Origin of the sequence: Nocardiopsis prasina DSM 43845, from assembly GCF_000341265.1 — a bacterium.
Classification (GTDB): domain Bacteria; phylum Actinomycetota; class Actinomycetes; order Streptosporangiales; family Streptosporangiaceae; genus Nocardiopsis; species Nocardiopsis prasina.
Window position 1 is genome coordinate 34,778 of sequence record NZ_ANAE01000162.1, and the last position, 15,893, is coordinate 50,670.

General features: G+C 71.1%; 10 protein-coding genes. 3 read left to right on the forward strand and 7 right to left on the reverse strand.

Features of this window, described 5'->3' with window-relative positions; all coding sequences use genetic code 11:
* Positions 1 to 192 precede the first annotated feature (192 nt).
* Positions 193 to 2,655 carry an ATP-binding protein gene (locus D452_RS0119485; RefSeq protein WP_017545822.1) on the reverse strand — a complete coding sequence of 821 codons (2,463 nt, stop codon included), beginning with the start codon at positions 2,653 to 2,655 and terminating at the stop codon, positions 193 to 195.
* A gap of 212 nt (positions 2,656 to 2,867) precedes the next feature.
* Positions 2,868 to 3,524, reverse strand: coding sequence for an HNH endonuclease family protein (locus D452_RS0119490; RefSeq protein WP_017545823.1), 657 nt, complete (start codon positions 3,522 to 3,524; stop codon positions 2,868 to 2,870).
* 528 nt (positions 3,525 to 4,052) lie between these two features.
* On the opposite strand from D452_RS0119490, the gene thpD reads away from it, so the two are divergent.
* The gene (gene thpD, locus D452_RS0119495) at positions 4,053 to 4,958 is read left to right on the forward strand and encodes an ectoine hydroxylase (RefSeq protein ID WP_193374253.1); all 906 of its coding nucleotides are present in this window, start codon (positions 4,053 to 4,055) and stop codon (positions 4,956 to 4,958) included.
* 50 nt (positions 4,959 to 5,008) lie between these two features.
* Here thpD and D452_RS29290 read toward each other — a convergent pair whose 3' ends face one another.
* From D452_RS29290 to ychF, 4 genes are all read right to left on the reverse strand, one after another.
* Positions 5,009 to 9,283 carry a TcpE family conjugal transfer membrane protein gene (locus D452_RS29290; protein ID WP_026129479.1) on the reverse strand — a complete coding sequence of 1,425 codons (4,275 nt, stop codon included), beginning with the start codon at positions 9,281 to 9,283 and terminating at the stop codon, positions 5,009 to 5,011.
* Between the two features lie 18 nt (positions 9,284 to 9,301).
* The gene (locus tag D452_RS0119505) at positions 9,302 to 9,625 is read right to left on the reverse strand and encodes a hypothetical protein (RefSeq protein WP_017545825.1); all 324 of its coding nucleotides are present in this window, start codon (positions 9,623 to 9,625) and stop codon (positions 9,302 to 9,304) included.
* A gap of 79 nt (positions 9,626 to 9,704) precedes the next feature.
* Positions 9,705 to 10,670: a conjugal transfer protein gene (locus D452_RS0119510; protein WP_017545826.1), complete on the reverse strand. Its 966-nt coding sequence runs from the start codon at positions 10,668 to 10,670 to the stop codon at positions 9,705 to 9,707.
* 599 nt (positions 10,671 to 11,269) lie between these two features.
* Positions 11,270 to 12,355 (reverse strand): redox-regulated ATPase YchF, encoded by a 1,086-nt coding sequence (gene ychF, locus D452_RS0119515; protein ID WP_017545827.1) that lies wholly within the window; start codon positions 12,353 to 12,355, stop codon positions 11,270 to 11,272.
* A 203-nt stretch (positions 12,356 to 12,558) separates the two neighbouring features.
* On the opposite strand from ychF, the gene D452_RS0119520 reads away from it, so the two are divergent.
* The gene (locus D452_RS0119520; RefSeq protein ID WP_017545828.1) at positions 12,559 to 13,530 is read left to right on the forward strand and encodes an FkbM family methyltransferase; all 972 of its coding nucleotides are present in this window, start codon (positions 12,559 to 12,561) and stop codon (positions 13,528 to 13,530) included.
* A gap of 9 nt (positions 13,531 to 13,539) precedes the next feature.
* Here D452_RS0119520 and D452_RS0119525 read toward each other — a convergent pair whose 3' ends face one another.
* Positions 13,540 to 14,238 carry an alpha/beta fold hydrolase gene (locus D452_RS0119525; RefSeq protein ID WP_017545829.1) on the reverse strand — a complete coding sequence of 233 codons (699 nt, stop codon included), beginning with the start codon at positions 14,236 to 14,238 and terminating at the stop codon, positions 13,540 to 13,542.
* 259 nt (positions 14,239 to 14,497) lie between these two features.
* Here D452_RS0119525 and D452_RS0119530 point away from each other — a divergent pair, with 259 nt between their 5' ends.
* Positions 14,498 to 15,856 (forward strand): DNA recombination protein RmuC, encoded by a 1,359-nt coding sequence (locus D452_RS0119530; protein WP_017545830.1) that lies wholly within the window; start codon positions 14,498 to 14,500, stop codon positions 15,854 to 15,856.
* Positions 15,857 to 15,893 lie beyond the last annotated feature (37 nt).

Here is a 15,893-nt window from a genome sequence, read left to right on the forward strand (position 1 = left end):
GGGCGGTCCCTCGTGAGTGTCGGTCGGGGGGTGCGGGGAGGCGGGGTTCAGCGGGCCGGGATCGGAGGGCCGGGGGTAATCTCCTTGATCCCCATCCTCGTCATGCCCGAACCCGACTTCCCCGCACCCTTTGTCATCCGATGTCCGCCCGTGGCCGCGGACGTCGCCGCTGACCTGCTCCGGAACCGCGCATTACTGCTCGCGGCCGTTAGCGGACACCAGCGGGTCCCCGGCGGGCCGCTCGCGGGTGGGGTTGGTGTCCAGCCAGCGCAGCAGCCCCTCGGAGACCAGGTCGACGCCGATCCGCCCGGAGCGGCCGTCGAGGTCGCGGAAGAGGCACTCCCCGTTGCCGAGGTTGCGCAGCACCGCCATGTGGTCCTCGTTGACGTCCACCCCGAGCAGCGCCATGACGTCGGCGACCTCGTGGGCCTCGCTGGAACGGAAGGCGAACACCGAGGACAGACAGTTGGTGACCTGCTCGTTGAGCATGTCGCCCGCGTTCTGGGACACCAGGATGAGCGCGGTGTTGCGGGAGCGGCCCATCCTGGAGACCTCGGGGACGAGCTTGGCCCCCTCGGGGGTGGAGGTGACCGCCCACGCCTCGTCGAGGAAGATCGCCTTGGGCAGGCGCCGGTCCAGGCCGTTCATCAGGCGCCGGGCGAACTGGGACACCAGGTAGAGGAGCGCGACGGACAGGCGCTGTTCGTAGGAGTAGTCGTCGCGGTTGACCCCGGAGTCGGGCAGGGTGAGACCGCCCAGGGTGAACACGGTGGTCCACCCCTCGGTGTCGATGCGCGCCTCCCCCTGGGGGTCGAAGCACAGCGACGCCAGCCGCATCTCCGCCATGGAGCCCAGGACGGCGCCCAGGTTGCGCGAGGCGGCGTCCTCGGCGGAGACGAGGTGGTCGACCACCTTGGCCAGGGACGGCTGGGGCTGGTTGGCGACGGTGGCGACCGCCTGGATCATGGCCGACTCGCGCTCCTCGCTCATGCGGGGCAGCAGGAGCCGCAGCGTCTCGGTGGCCATGGTCTTCTTCGCGGCGAGGTCGTCCCCGAAGGCGAAGGGGTCGAGCAGGCCGGGCTGGGCCGATCCGAGCGACATGACGCGGGCCTTGCGGCCCCGGTGCTTGAGCAGCTCCACGAGGGACTCGGCGTCGCCCTTGGGGTCGATGGCGGCCACGGTGACCCCGCGCAGGGCCAGCTGGTAGATCATCAGCAGCGCGAGGGTGGTCTTGCCGCCGCCTGGCTCGCCGGTGATGGCGATGGCCGTGGGGCGGTTGCGGGCCGCGGCGACCATGGGGTCGAAGTGCACGATGGACCGGGCCCGGCCGATGGTCTCCCCCACGTACGGGCCGACCCAGCCGCCGCCGTGGTGGTCCGTGCGGTCGCCCACGTCCACGGTCGCGGTGGGCATGCCGCCCGCGATGGTGCGCAGCGGCTGGCGCTGGGCGTAGGCGTTGAGGCGGATGCGGTCGCCGGGCAGCGACTCGTTGAAGAGGGAGAACTGGTCGCCGGTGGAGTTGATGACGTCGATGCCGATGTCGCGGTAGTGCTCCACCACGGCCTCGACGTGCTGGCCCAGGAGGCGTTCGGTGGGCGCGGACACCATGAGCCGGTGCCACCCGTAGACGAACGGCAGGCGCTCCTTGGTGATGCCGTGCTCCAGCATGCGGGCGGCGTCGATCTGCTCGGCCAGCGCGATGGGCGCCTCCACCCCGGCCTCGCGGATGTGGGCGTCCATGTCGCGGGCGTGCGCGAGCTTGCGGCCGACGTCCTTGGAGGCCTTCGCGGGCGGGATGAGCTTCATCCGCAGGGAGATCTCCACGGGGAACGGCAGCGCGTCCGCGTGGTGCAGCCAGGGTTCGCCGTCAGGGAAGGGCATGAGGTCCGGGAAGCGCGCGAACGACAGGAACGCCACGTGGGTGGAGCCCGCGGGCTGTTCGAGGCGGAGCGTGGAGCGGCCGTTGTGGATGACCCCGTCCACGAGCTGCTCGATCTCGCCCCGGCCCCAGGTGCGGCGGCCCGTGGCCGAGGGGTGGATCTCCTCGGCGGTGCCGCTCACGGCGTGCCGGATGAGCCAGGCGATCTCGTCGGAGGTGGCGTGCCGGGCGTGCAGGGAGCTGGCGGCCAGGGCGCGGCCGAGGCGCTCGGACTGGTCGGTCCAGCGCGCGATCTCCTTGTCGTCGATCGCGTCGTCGTTGATCCCCAGGACCTGCTCGGTGCGCTGGTAGGCGCCGAAGAGCTGGGAGAACAGCCCCAGGCCCGCGCCGGCGTTGCGCAGCCCCAGGCGCACGCCGAGGTAGACCTCCTTGGTCCAGAAGTCCTTGGCCCACACGTGCCGGTACATCTCTTCGAGGTAGTCGTACCAGCCGGGCCCGGCGTCGGCGGTCTCGTCCAGTCTGGTGGCCCACTGGGCGGCCGGGTAGGTGCGGTGGGCCACGCGCAGGTGCACCTCGGCGTCGTTCATGCGGATGGCGGCGAGGGCGATGGTGATGTTGGTGGCCAGCGCCTGGCGCTCCTCGGGAGTCGTGAACTCGTAGGACACCGTGGGGAGCCGGAAGTAGGCCCAGGCCTCGTTGTCGCTGAAGAGCACTCGGTCGTCGAAGTAGCGAACCGCGAGACGGGTCGCGCCCCGGGTGCCCCTGGTACCGGTCATCTGCTAGCCCTTCCTCGTGACGGCGCTGACGAGTTCCGCCCTTAGCCATCACCCATAGTGCTGCATGAGGCCGGGGGGTGAGAAGCGGAGGCGTCGGTGTGCCAGAAACCGGAGGCGGTGCGCGGGCGGGAGCGCGGACGCGGCCCGGCCCCTCACGGGTGCCGGGCCGCGTCACTCTCCGTCGTGTCCGCGGAGGTCAGCCGACGTCGCCGTTAGCAGGCGGTGTCGAGGGTGCTCTGGAGGGTGGACTCCTCGGTCGAGGTGATCGTGAGGTCGTAGACGTGCTTCACGTTGATCCAGGACTTCACGTAGTCGCAGTGGACGGCCGTGTTGGTGGGCATCCACTCCGAGGGGTCCTTGTCGCCCTTGGCGCTGTTGCTGGAGGGGGTGGCCAGCCACAGCTGGGAGCTGGTGACGTCGTTGGCGAAGTCGGTGCGCTGGCTCGTGGACCAGTCGGCGGCGCCGGTCTTCCAGGCCTCGCTGAGCGGGACCAGGTGGTCGACGCTGATGTCGCCGGGGACGTCGTTCACCCACTCGTCGTCGAAGGCGCTCCACCAGCTGCCCGCGGTGGGCTGGCAGTTGGAGTCGGTGACGACGTCCTGTCCGTCGCGCTTGAGCACGACCTGGCGGGCGGTGCAGGGGCTGTCGACCACGTTCCAGTGCGGGAAGAGGCTTCGGTCGTAGCCGGACTGCGGGCCCTTGGGGGCGACGGTGAGCGAGTTGAGCTGGGTCTGGGCCGCGGAGTCGCTGGGGATGTTCGGGGGCAGGGTGTCGGCGGCGGCGGGTGCGGCCCAGACGAGGACCATGGCCACGGCGGCGGCCGAGACGGTCGCGGCGGTGCGTGCGAGCACACGGGGGAAGGGGGGCACTGTGTTTCTCCTCTTGAGCGGGTCGAGGAAATCCGGACCCCACTACTGTGGAGTAACGAAAGCCCGCACGCCAGCCCCCTCGCGAGAATTCCGGGTGAATCGGAGGTCACTTGGGAATAACGACCGGAGCGCGGCCGTGTTACGTTGCACCGAGCCCTGCGTCAAATGCTCGTGAAATAGATCACACGATCTCGGCTCGCCCGACACACAAAGGGTTGGGCGATTCATCACGCAAGGCGATGAGCTGCAATGATGTCGCTCCGTGAGGGAAACTCGGCGACGCGCGGCCCAGGCGGGGGATGGCGCAGGTGAACACCCGAGTAGGAACGAACCGGCGATTCGGAGCCCGAAAGCGAAATCCTCGGCTTCCCGTTTTTCGCCCATATAGTAGACGAGTAATACCCAGATAGTGAACGTGTAAACACGACGAGAAGGAGTCCACCCCCTTCGTGAAATCCGGGTTTGTTAGGTTCACATGTCGTACGAGGAACCCAAGCCGAGAGGAGCACCCCCGCCGAGGGGAGCGCCATGACTCTGCAAATGGAACTTCCGACAGCGGACGACTACCCCACCCGTAAGGCACCCGAGCCCGCGCTGCTCTACCGCCGGGACCCCGTCGTCTGGCCCGGTGCGGCCGACGGCCCCTTCACGACCGAACAACTCGACGGCTACGACCGCCGCGGCTACACGCAGGTCGAGTCGATCGTCAACCCGGTGGAGATCGAGGCCTACCGCGCCGAACTGCGACGCCTCAGCGCCGACCCCGCCCTGAGGGACGACGAGCGCGTCGTCGTCGAACCGACCTCCGACCAGGTGCGCTCGGTGTTCGAGGTGCACAAGGTGAGCCGGGTCTTCCACGACCTCGTGAACGACCCCCGTCTCGTCGACCGCGCCCGACAGATTCTCGGCTCGGACGTGTACGTGCACCAGAGCCGCGTCAACTACAAGCCCGGCTTCGGCGGCGGCTCGTTCTACTGGCACTCCGACTTCGAGACGTGGCACGCGGAGGACGGCATGCCCCGGATGCGCGCGGTCAGCTTCTCCGTGGCGCTCACCGACAACTACACGCACAACGGCGCCCTGATGATCATGCCCGGGTCCCACCGGACCTTCGTCTCCTGCGTGGGCCGGACCCCGGACGACCACCACCGCTCCTCGCTCAGGAGCCAGCACGTGGGCACACCCGACCAGGCGTCACTCAACCTGCTGGCCGACCGGCACGGCATCGACGTGCTCACCGGCTCGGCGGGCGACGTCACCGTGTTCGACTCCAACTGCATGCACGGGTCGGGCGGCAACATCACGCCCTACCCGCGCTCCAACGTGTTCGTCGTGTTCAACAGCGTGGACAACGCGTGCACGAAGCCGTTCAGCGCCAGCCGGGCCCGCCCGGAGTTCCTCGCCGCCAGGGAGACCACCCCCGCCGGACGCTGACCCCGGGCGACACCGTGGCCCGCACCCGACAACGGATGCGGGCCACGGTGTCAGGTGGCGGGTGCGAGGGCGTTGACCAGGACCCCGCCCAGGGCGCCGTGGGCCCGCTTGGTGGCGGGACGCAGCGCTCCGACGTCGATCTTCGTGTACGAGGAACCCAGGTGGTCGTCCCACGGAATGCGGACGATGGCCCGGCAACGGCCGCGCGCCACCCGCTCGGCGGCGTCCACGTCCTGGAGGCTGCGCTTGCTGACCCCGTTGACCACCAGGATGGAGTTGGCCCGCAGCGTCGCGTACCCGTTGCCGTCCAACCACTCGAAGGTCATCGACACCGCGCGCTCGGCGTCCGCGCTGGCCGGAGCGACCAGGACGAGGCCGTCGGCGACCGGCAGGGCCCGGGCCACGCCGGTGGCGGCCGGGTCCAGCAGCGTCACACCGTAGAACCCGCCGAGCAGACCGGCGAGCTGCCCGTAGTCGCGGTCGTCCAGGGTCTGGACGTAGGGGTCGTCCAGGGTCTGCACGACCTCCAGTCCCGTCCCGGCGCGGCCCGCGTAGGCGCGCATCCGGTCGTACTCGTCCACGGAGTCGGCGTTGGCCAGCAGCGCGGTCAGCGTCTCCGGGGCCTGGGCGCCGACCCTGCGGGACAGGCCGTTGGGGCCGGGGTTGACGTCGACCGCCACCACCCGGTCGTCGCGGTGCGCGGCGAGGGTGTGGCCGATCATCAGGGCGGTGACCGTCTGCCCCGCACCACCCGTGCAGCCGAGGACGACCAGGGACCTGGGTTCGGCCAGCGGGGTGCGCAACCGCTCGATGTCGCTGGTGGGCAGGTCCGATCGGACCGGAGCCGCGCCCCCGGTGACGACCTTGGCCAGCCGGCGCCAGCCCCGGGTGCCGCCGGAGGTGCTGGGGTCGCCGGAGCTGGGGTCCACCTCCTCCTCACGCGGGGCCGGTGCGGGCTGGGGCCGTTGGGAGGGCACCCCTTGGGGGGTGTCTCCCAGCCGGGCCTGTTCGCCGGTGCCGTGGTCCAGTTCCAGGTCGGGTCTCGTGGTGTCCGCAGGGGATCCGGAGTCGGCGCTCGCGGGTGGTTCGGGCTCCTCACCCGGGGTGGGCTGACCGAAGAGCTGACCGATCCGACGAGCGTTCTGGGCGACCCGGTGGAAGACCCCGTCGTGGGGGTCGTGGGTCTCCGAGTCACCGGCTGCCTCGTCCTCCCGCGTTGACGGCTCCGGGGTCGGCTCCGCCTCGACAGGGTCGTCCTGGGCAGCCCGGGCGCGGCGAGCCCGCAGTGCGGCCGCCTCCGCCTCGGCCAGTTCGGTCTCGGTGGGCCTGGCGGCGGAGTCCTTCGCCGAGGGCCGGGGAGTCGCGCTGCGGGGGTCCTTGCGGACCTCCACGAAGCTCACGAGTTCACCGGTGCCGTGGTCCAGCTGGGTCGGCGGCTTGGGTCCCTCGGCAACGACCACAGCGAGTGGTTCGGGCTGCTCCCGCGTCTCGGTCTCCCGATCCCCGTGAGGAGCCTCCCCCACCCCGCTGGCAGCCTCGGCCTCCGCACGGTCAGCCTGCCCGGAGGTCTCAGGAACTCCCTGGGCAGCCCGCGCCGCGTCAGCCACGGGAGCCTTCTCCGCGCCCTGGAACTCCGCAGCCTCACCGGCGGCGTAGTCCTCGTTGGCCTCGGCGCTCCCAGCCTGCTCCGGCTCCCTCCGTGCCACCTGGGTCCCCACTGCCCCCCGGGACTCCGTAGACGCGCTGGGGGCGCTGGGCTCGCTCTGCCCGGAGGTCTCCTGAACCCGGGCATCCTGTGCCGCGTCAGCAGCAGGAGCCGTCTCCGCGCCCTGGGACACCGCGGCCTCACCGGCCTCCGCACTCCCAGCCTGCTCTGGCGTTCCCTCTGTCCCCAGAGTTCGTTCGGCCTCTCGGGCCATCGAGGCGTCGGGCTCGGTGCGAGACTCCGGAGCCTCTTGACCCGCCGGGGCAACCTGGGCCTCCGAAGTCCCAAAGGCCTTCTCCGCCCCCTGAGACTCCCCCACATCCTGGGGTTCCTGAACCCCATCAGCACCATGGGGATTCAGAACGTTCGGCGCTGTGTCACCCGCAGAAGCCGTCTCCGTCTCACGGAGCTCCCCGATCTCCCTGGTGGCCTTGACCTCACGGGCCTCCGCACTCCCAGCCCGCTCGGGTGCCTTCTTGGCCTCCTGGGTTCCTGCCGCTCCCTGGGAGTCCTGGAAGCTATCGGGCCCAGTCTGCTTGGGCGTCCCCTCAGCTCCCGGAGTTCGTTCGACCTCTCGGACCGTCGATGAGTCGTGCTCGGTGCGAGACTCCAGAACCTCTTCAGCCGCCGGGGCAACCTGAACCTCCGGAGTCACAGAAGCCCTCTCCGGCTCCCGGGGCCCCTCGGGCGCCTGCTTCTCTGCTTCCTTGCGCCTGGCCTCCTGGCGGGCCTCGGCGGCGGCGCGGCGCTCCTCGCGGAGCTCGCTGACCACGATCACCGGGTTGTCGCGGTCCCCCACCTTGGGCTGGTCCGGGTGGCGGCGCTTGCCGTCGTCGAACCAGTCCGCCGGATCGCGGCGCTCGTTGTCCCGCTCCTTGCTCGGCACGGCGTCGGCGAACTTGGGCCGTGGCGGAGCCGGGGTGTCGGCCTTGATCAGGTGGCGGTCGAGCACGGACATGTGCTCGTTCCACCGGGTCCCGTGCTCGGCCGCCTGCCCGCCGCTCTCCACCGGCATCGCCTCGTGCTCACCGGTGCCGTGGTCCAGCTGCAACGGCGGCTTGGGCGCGTCCTCGGCGGCCGGACGCACCAGGCCGTGGGTGGCGTGGGAAACCTGCGGGCCCGCCTCGGAACGGCCGATCGGCTCCTGCTCCTCGGGGCTCTCTGGCTCATCGGGGGTCGCCGCGGCCGGCGGCAGCCACGGGGCGGCCGACACGCTCCCAGCCGACGAGGGGCGGCCCGTCGCGGCGGCGAAGCGGGCCGCGTAGTCGGACAGGTCCGGGTAGTCGGTGCTGCTCCCGCCCTCGGGTTCGAGCGCCCACGGGGTGGCGTGGGGCCTACCCTCGCGGCGCTGCCTGGCCGGGCGGTCGTCCTCGGTGCCGGCGGTGTCCGGCAGAGCGGTCCCCCGGGCGCGCTCGGGCCTCGCGGGCGGGGCCTGCTGGGCACGCTCGCGGGCGGGCTCGGGCTCGTCCCGAACGCGGCGGTCTGCGTGGTCCCTGGCCACCTGGATGCCCTGGGTCCGGCCGCGCAGGCGGCGGGCCGCGGGCGACTCCTGCTCCGGTGGCGCGGCCATCATCTCCTCCGCGCGACGCCGGGAGTGGTCGGGCTCGCGGGGGCTGACCGCGTCGGAGAGCTCGGCGCTGCTCATGGCACCGGTGTCGCTGTCGGAGTAGGCGCTCTTGGAGGTCAGTCCCAGGGGTGTCTCCCCGGAGGAGGCGCGCAGGCGGGCGAACCACTCGTCGCGGTCGCGCTGCTCGTCCTCCTCGGTGACGTACAGGGGCTCGTCGAATGAGTCACCGGGTTCGTCCGGCCTTCCCTGGTCGGAGCGCGGTTCCTCCTCGACGGGTGTCGCGGACAGGCCGAAGCCGAAGTAGTTGAGGACACGGCGGCCGACGCCCCGGTGGGGCTCCTCCGAGGTGTCACTGGCCATCGCATGGTGCTCGGACCGGTCCCCGTGCTCCGCCACGGCGTCGTCCTCCTGGGTCGAGGCGGTGTCGGGTCCGAGTCCCGCGGCGACGGCGACCGGAACCTTCCGCGCGGGGGTGTACTCGACGGAGTCGTCGTGGTCGACGACGGGGGCGGGCTGGCGTACGGGCACGCCTCGCAGGGGAGGCGCGGCGCGACGGTCACTCTCCGGGACCGGCGTCTCCTCGACCCCGGTCGCCGGCTCGGCCTCCTGGACGGCGGCCTCCTCGGCCTGGGCCCTGCGGGCCGCGCTCCGGGTCAGCGGCAGCGGCCCGGCCTCGGGGTCCCGGTGCCACACGCGCACCGAGACCCTGATCTCGGCGGGCTCGTACTCGGGTGCGAGCCGGGTGAACACGCGGGCCTCGGTGAGGAACCGGGCCTGCGAGATGAGCAGCTCCGTGAGGCGCTTGCCCTCGATCACCGGCCGGGTGGCCAGCACGGTGATCACTCCCGGCGGGACGACCCAGAGCACCAGGTGCCAGCCGTTGCCGAAGTCGAACGGGGCGTTGAGGATGCTGAGCAGCACCACCCACAGCGCGAACACGCCCAGGGCGACCCCGAAGGTCCCCACCGGGAGCGGCATGGGCAGCCGGAAATCGTAGAGCTTGTACAGCCGCTTCTCGATACGCCAGATGTTGGTGTACGTGGGCAGATCCACGATTCCGGCCTCCCTCGCCTATTCCGTCGATACGCCCATCGCTCGGGCGAGCGCCACCGCGATGACCTCGATGATGCCGGGCACGTAGAACACGATCCCGATGAAGATCGCCAGGATGATGAACTGCATGAAGCGGGTGATCTCCCTGGTGAACAGGAAGAAGATCGCCACGATGGACACGATGACGAGGAACAGCGGCCCGAAGAAGCCACGCAGGAAGTCCGCGAGCCCGCCGGTGTCGGGGGCGTTCTGCGCGGGGGTGGCCTCGACCGCGAGGGAGATCGGGTCGGCGGCGCCGAGGACCGTCATGGTGTCGGCGGTGGCGGACAACAGGGGGAGCATGTCAGGTGCCTTCCTCCGCTGTCGTTACTGGTGTGCGCATGGTTCGTCTGGTCTCCTTGCCTACAGGCCCCGTCGTCGGTCAGTCACCGAACGAGTGCGGGGCGCCCTGGATGTCACGCACGTACCACTCGTTTCCGGAGTTCACGACCGTGACCAGGTAGTTCTGCACCATCTGTCCGGCTTCCCCCGCGCCGTCGTCGGCGTCGGCGGAGGGGAGGCCCCAGACCACGGTGGTCGCCACCTGTCGTACGTCATCATCCCCGGTCGAGGACTGGGATGGCACCGGCATAACGGACAGTTCGCTGAATTCGACACTGTTCGCCGGAAGTGGGGTGACTGTGGCGCCCGGTTCCACGTAGCGGTCGAGGTGGCCGGCTTCCTCGGCGTAGGCCTCGAAGAAGCCGGTGAGCACGTCGCCGAGCTGCTCGGCGGCCTGGGGGTCTGCGTCGAAGGAGGGGCCCGGGGGCAGTTCCGCCTGACTGGGCGCGGCGAGCAGGGCGGGGCGTCCGGAGAGCACCAGGGAGGCTCCGTCGCTGTACACGGGCACCTCCAGGCTCATGGCCTCGTCGTTGACGTCGGCGCGGATGGCCACGACGGCGTTGTGCTCGTCGCGCACGTCCACGGCGATCACGGTGAGGTTCTCACCGGCGAGGCTGTCCGCGGGGAGGTTGAGCTGGCTGACCTGTCCGTCGGGGACGAAGGCCGCGAGGGAGGTGAGTCGGGCCTCGGGGTCGGAGGTGTCGAGGTAGGACTCGGCGAAGCGGAGGGCGAAGGCCGCGGCGGAGGCCTCGGGGAAGTCGAGGCTGTCGCTCACCTCGGGTTCGGCGCTGCTGCTGGGAAGGGAGAAGCCGTTGCGGATGGGGAACCAGATGCCGTTGAAGACGACGACGACGATGAACGCCCACAGCAGCACGCGGCCGACGCCGACCCACCAGCGGCCGCCCGCCCCGGCGCGGGGCCTTCGGGGGCGCGGAGCGTCGAGCTCGTGCTCGACGTCGTCCACCCGGTCACGCACAGCGGTGTCGCGCCGCGCCGTCTTGGCCATCCCCGCCTCCTGGTCCTGCACACAGTGACGCGTCGGCCATTGTGCCGACGCTCGGACTTCCGCGCGCCGTCGCCGACGCCTTCCGCCATGCCCTTGTCTACCCCATCCCTATAGTGAGGCATTGTGCGGGTTGGGAGCGGCCAGGACGAGTCCGCGTTTCCTGTCCCGGATCACAATGACCCGTGCGAAGGAACCACCTAAAAGGTGCAGAGTACGGCAATTCACCACTGACCACTTCCTAAGGATGTGCACGTCAGAGCCATTCTGGCCGGACCGTAAAGGGATTGGTCACCGCTTGGTGAGCAAGATGTGTCCTGAGTGGTCAGGAAACCGTTGACCGGATGTAACCAGCGACACTCGGGCCCCACGCGTCCGCCGACTGCCGAGGGCCGGAGGAACCGGGTCCCACCCCGCTGCCCGGGATGGCGCGATGATCCCACACGCTCCCCTGGCGCGGGCCGCGCTTGTGCCGTTCGTCAGCTTCGACGCGTCGGGCCGTGGCCCGGACCAACGGCACCGCTCACACCCCGACGAGACCGGGGGCAAGCACGAAGGGGCGGGCCGAGAGGACTCGGCCCGCCCCTCGGGGCTCGTGCGGGTCAGACGTTGAAGCGGAACTCCACCACGTCGCCGTCGGCCATCACGTACTCCTTGCCCTCCATGCGGACCTTGCCCGCGGCGCGGGCGGCCTGCATGTCCCCGGCCGCGACCAGGTCACCGAAGGAGACGACCTCGGCCTTGATGAAGCCGCGCTGGAAGTCCGTGTGGATGACCCCGGCCGCCTCGGGGGCGGTGTCACCCTTCCTGATCGTCCAGGCACGGGCCTCCTTGGGCCCTGCGGTCAGGTAGGTCTGGAGGCCGAGGGTGGCGAAGCCCACCCGCGCCAGCTGGGCCAGACCCGACTCGGTCTGGCCGAGGGACTCCAACAGCTCCTGGGCCTCGTCGTCGTCCAGCTCGGCCAGCTCCGCCTCGATCTTGGCGTCGAGGAAGATGGCCTCGGCCGGGGCGACCAGGTCCTGGAGCTTGGTGCGCAGGGCCTCGTCCGCGAGCTCGTCGGTGTCGAGGTTGAACACGTAGATGAACGGCTTCACGGTGAGCAGGCTCAGCTCGCGCAGCCGGTCCAGGTCCACGTCCTTGGCCTGGGACAGCGAGACGCCCTCGTCGAGGATCTCCTGCGCCGCCCGGGCGGCCTTGAGGAGCTCCTGGGAGTCCTTGTCCTTGGCGTTGCGCTTGGCGTCCTTCTCCAGGCGCGGGATCGCCTTCTCCAGGGTCTGGAGGTCGGCGAGGATCAGCTCGGTGTTGATGGTCTCGATATCGCGGGAGGGCTCGACGTCACCGTCGACGTGGGTGACGTCGGCGTCCTCGAAGGCCCGGATGACCTGGCAGATCGCGTCGCTCTCGCGGATGTTGGCGAGGAACTTGTTGCCCAGGCCCTCACCGGTGGAGGCGCCGCGCACGATGCCCGCGATGTCGACGAAGTCCACCGTGGCGGGCAGGATCTTCGCCGACCCGAAGATCTCGGCCAGCTTCCCGAGCCGGGCATCGGGCACGCCCACGACTCCGACATTGGGCTCGATGGTGGCGAACGGGTAGTTCGCCGCCAGAGCGTCGTTCTTGGTCAGCGCGTTGAAGAGGGTGGACTTGCCAACGTTGGGCAGGCCGACGATCCCGATAGACAGACTCACAAGGTCAGAGTCTATGCGGACCGGCGGGTGGGCCGACCCGGGCACGTGCGGCCAATCATGGAAACAGAGTGCGCTGGAGCGGACACGAAGAGTAGGTTCGAGGTGCGGCCGGGCACCACGAGCAGGGATCGAGCCGACAGGACAGCGTCGAGCAGCTCCCGGCAGCAGTCATCACGGCTCCGTTCTCTTGGGGGGAAGACACCGTGGTCCAGGACCAGTTGCGCGCACTCGTTCACCGGTATCCGCTCGTGCGCTTCGCCACCCGACAGCTCCGCGTGCACCTGCCCAGGCGGTTCGGCGGTCTGGACCCGGCCCGGGTACCGCCGCGCAACCGCAGGTTCACCCTGGACCTGCCGCGCCCCGAGGACGACCGGCGCAGGGTGGGAGCGGACACGATCACCCTCCAGCTGTCCGGCGACCTCACGGTCCCCCGCCGCCTCGCCGCCTCGGGCCTGTCCGGACACGAACCCGACAGCCTCGCCAGCTTCATGGCGATCCTCGACCACACCCGCCCCGGCGCCGTCCTCGACGTCGGCGCGGGGGTCGGTGTGTACTCGATGCTCGCGGCCGCGCGCACGCCCCGACCGGTCTTCGCGTTCGAGCCCACCCCGGAGCTGGCCGCCGCCGCGCGCGCCGTCTCCGCCTCCGGCGACCTCGGTTTCGGCGTCGTCGACCTGGCCCTGAGCAACCACAACGGCAGCGGGCACCTGCGCCGCGCCCTGCACAACGACATGTGCAACCGGCTGGTGAACTCGACCCGGATGGGGCTCTCGCACATCACCGTGCGCACGGCCACCCTGTCGCGGTGGAACGAGACGGCGGCGACCTTCCCGACGGTGGTCAAGATCGACACCTCCGGAACCGAGCCGGACGTGATCGCCGGGGGGCTGGAGGTGCTGCGCCGCTTCCGGCCCTGGGTGATGACCAAGGTGCGCCCGGACCGGGGCGTGGAGGAGCGGCTGATGGCGCTCATGGACCCGCTGGAGTACCTGTGGTTCCCGATCAGCGGCGACCCTCCCTACGAGGCGCGCTCCGAGATCTCCGGCCGGGCCTCCCCCGCGTGGGAGCGGATGTGGATGTTCGCGCCCGAGGAGCCGCCCAGCGAATTCTGGGACGCCGTCACCGTGTGGCGCACGGCCCTCGGGTCGTGCCGGGGAGCCCCCGCGGACCTGTGAGACCGCCGCTCAGATCCAGCCGTCCAGGGCCGCGAACAGTCCCGGGAGGTCGTCGCGGTGGACGTTGTGCCCGGCGTCCTCCACGGTGCGGACGGTGAATCCGCGTTCGGCCAGGGTGCGGGCGCCCTCGGGACCGATCGGCGAGCCCACGCCCGCGATCACCGCGAGGGAGGGCACCTCCGCGGCCTTGGGGAAGTTGTCCACACCCGCCAGGTGGTCGGTCACCCACGCGTGGAAGTCGGGGTCGGTGGCGGCGAAACCCGCCAGCTCGATCCGCACGTCCTCGTCGCTCCACCCCGGGTGGAGTTCGCGCACCTGGTCGGCGTCGGCGCTGGACAGGACCGCGCGCAGCCGATCACTGGCGCCCTCGGGCTGTGGCGGGACGCGGAAGGCCGGGTCGACGTAGACGGCCCGCGCCGGGCGCAGGTGGTCCAGGGCCAGGGACAGCGCGAGACAGCCGATGGCGTGACCCACGACCAGTTCGGCCGCTGTCGGAAGGGTGTCGATCAGGTCCTGGCGCAGCGCCTCGGCCGTGTACTCGCCGCGCGGGCTGTCGCCGTGGCCCCGCAGGTCCACCCCGGTCACCCGGTAACCGCGCCGGACGAGCCGGTCCTCGACCGCGTGCCAGGTCCGGTGGAGGGACGTGCCGCCGTGCACGAGGAGGGCGAGGCGCTCCCCGGTTCCGCTGGTGTGGGTGGCGAGGCGCATGTGGTGACCTTTCTCGGGGCGCCGCGTGGTGCGCGCGGTTTCCACCGGTGTCGCGCCCCCGACGTCACCGGGGTTCCAAGCGTGGGTGTTGGCTCCCCCTCCGACAACCCCCGCCCGTGGCCGGTTCCGGTCAGGGCCCGCCGGTGGTCGGGCCTCGGGTTCGGCGCCCCGCCCGTGGAGGCGTGCCGTGGATCACCGCACGGTTGCGGTCCTGCGCGTTGGCGGGCACACGACCCCCGGGGGTTGAGAGCATGGCGCCATGGACGCCCTCGCACTCGTACTCGTTCTCGTCATCGGTCTGGTCATCGGCGCCGCCGTGGGCTGGCTGCTCGCACGCGGTCGCGACGCCGAGGCCCGCGCGGACGCCCGGGCGGCGGAGGAGCGCGCCGCCTACGTGGAGGAGCAGCTCGCGGACCGGTTCCGCGCGCTGTCCGCGCAGGCCCTGGACCAGACCAACCAGCGTTTCCTCGAACTCGCCGAGGGGCGGCTGCGTGCGGTCAGCGCCCAGGCCGGGGGCGACCTGGACGAGCGGCGCCGTGCCGTGGAGCGGATGGTGGAGCCCCTGACCGCGACCCTGAACCGGGTGGAGACCCAGCTCCGGGAGGTGGACGCCGGTCGGGCCGCCGCGCACGCGGAACTGGCCAAGCAGGTCGAGTTCGTGCGGGAGGGCTCGGAGCGGCTGCGGGACCAGACGCAGTCTCTGGTGACGGCGTTGCGCAGGCCCGAGGCACGCGGCCGGTGGGGTGAGCTCCAGCTGCGGCGGGTGGCGGAGCTGGCCGGGATGTCCGCGTACTGCGACTTCGAGGAGCAGGCGGTGTCGGGGGCGCAGCGGCCGGACATGGTGGTGCGGCTGGCGGGCGGCAAGAACATCGTGGTCGACTCCAAGGTGCCGCTGGCGGCCTACCTGGACGCCGTGGAGGCCGGGGAGGGGGCGGCCTCGGAGCAGCGGCTGCGGGCGCACGCCAAGCACGTGCGCACCCACGTGGACCAGTTGGCGGCGAAGTCGTACTGGTCGGCGTTCACCCCGGCGCCGGAGTTCGTGGTGCTGTTCATCCCGGGTGAGGCCTTCCTGGCCCCGGCTCTGGAGTACGACCCCGGACTGCTGGAGCACGCGATGGGGCGACGGGTGCACATCGCGACCCCGACGACGCTGATCTCGCTCCTGCGGACCGCGCAGTACGCGTGGCAGCAGGAGGCGCTGAGCGAGAACGCCCGTGAGGTGTTCGACCTGGGCAAGCAGCTGTACTCGCGGCTGGCCACACTGGGTGGTCACGTGGAGGGGCTGGGCCGGGCGCTGAACCGGACGGTGGGCGCCTACAACCAGACCGTGGGGTCGTTGGAGAGCAGGGTGCTGGTGACCGCGCGGCGGTTCGGTGAGCTGGGGCTGGTCGACGGTGACCTGGACCGGCTCTCCGGGGTGGAGGAGCGGCCGCGTACGGTGGCGGCACCGGAGCTGGCGGAGGCGTCGGCGGGGATCGCGGAGCCGGAGGCGCGCGGCACGGACGTGTCGGACCTGAAGGTCGCGAGCGCGGCCGAGTACGGCGGTATTCGGCATGCGGATAACGGCTACAACGGTTCGACCCAAAAACCGCCAGAGGGAGTCGTTCGCGGCGAGTGACTTTCCGGCCACCTCTCGGGAACCGGCCGGAACCAGG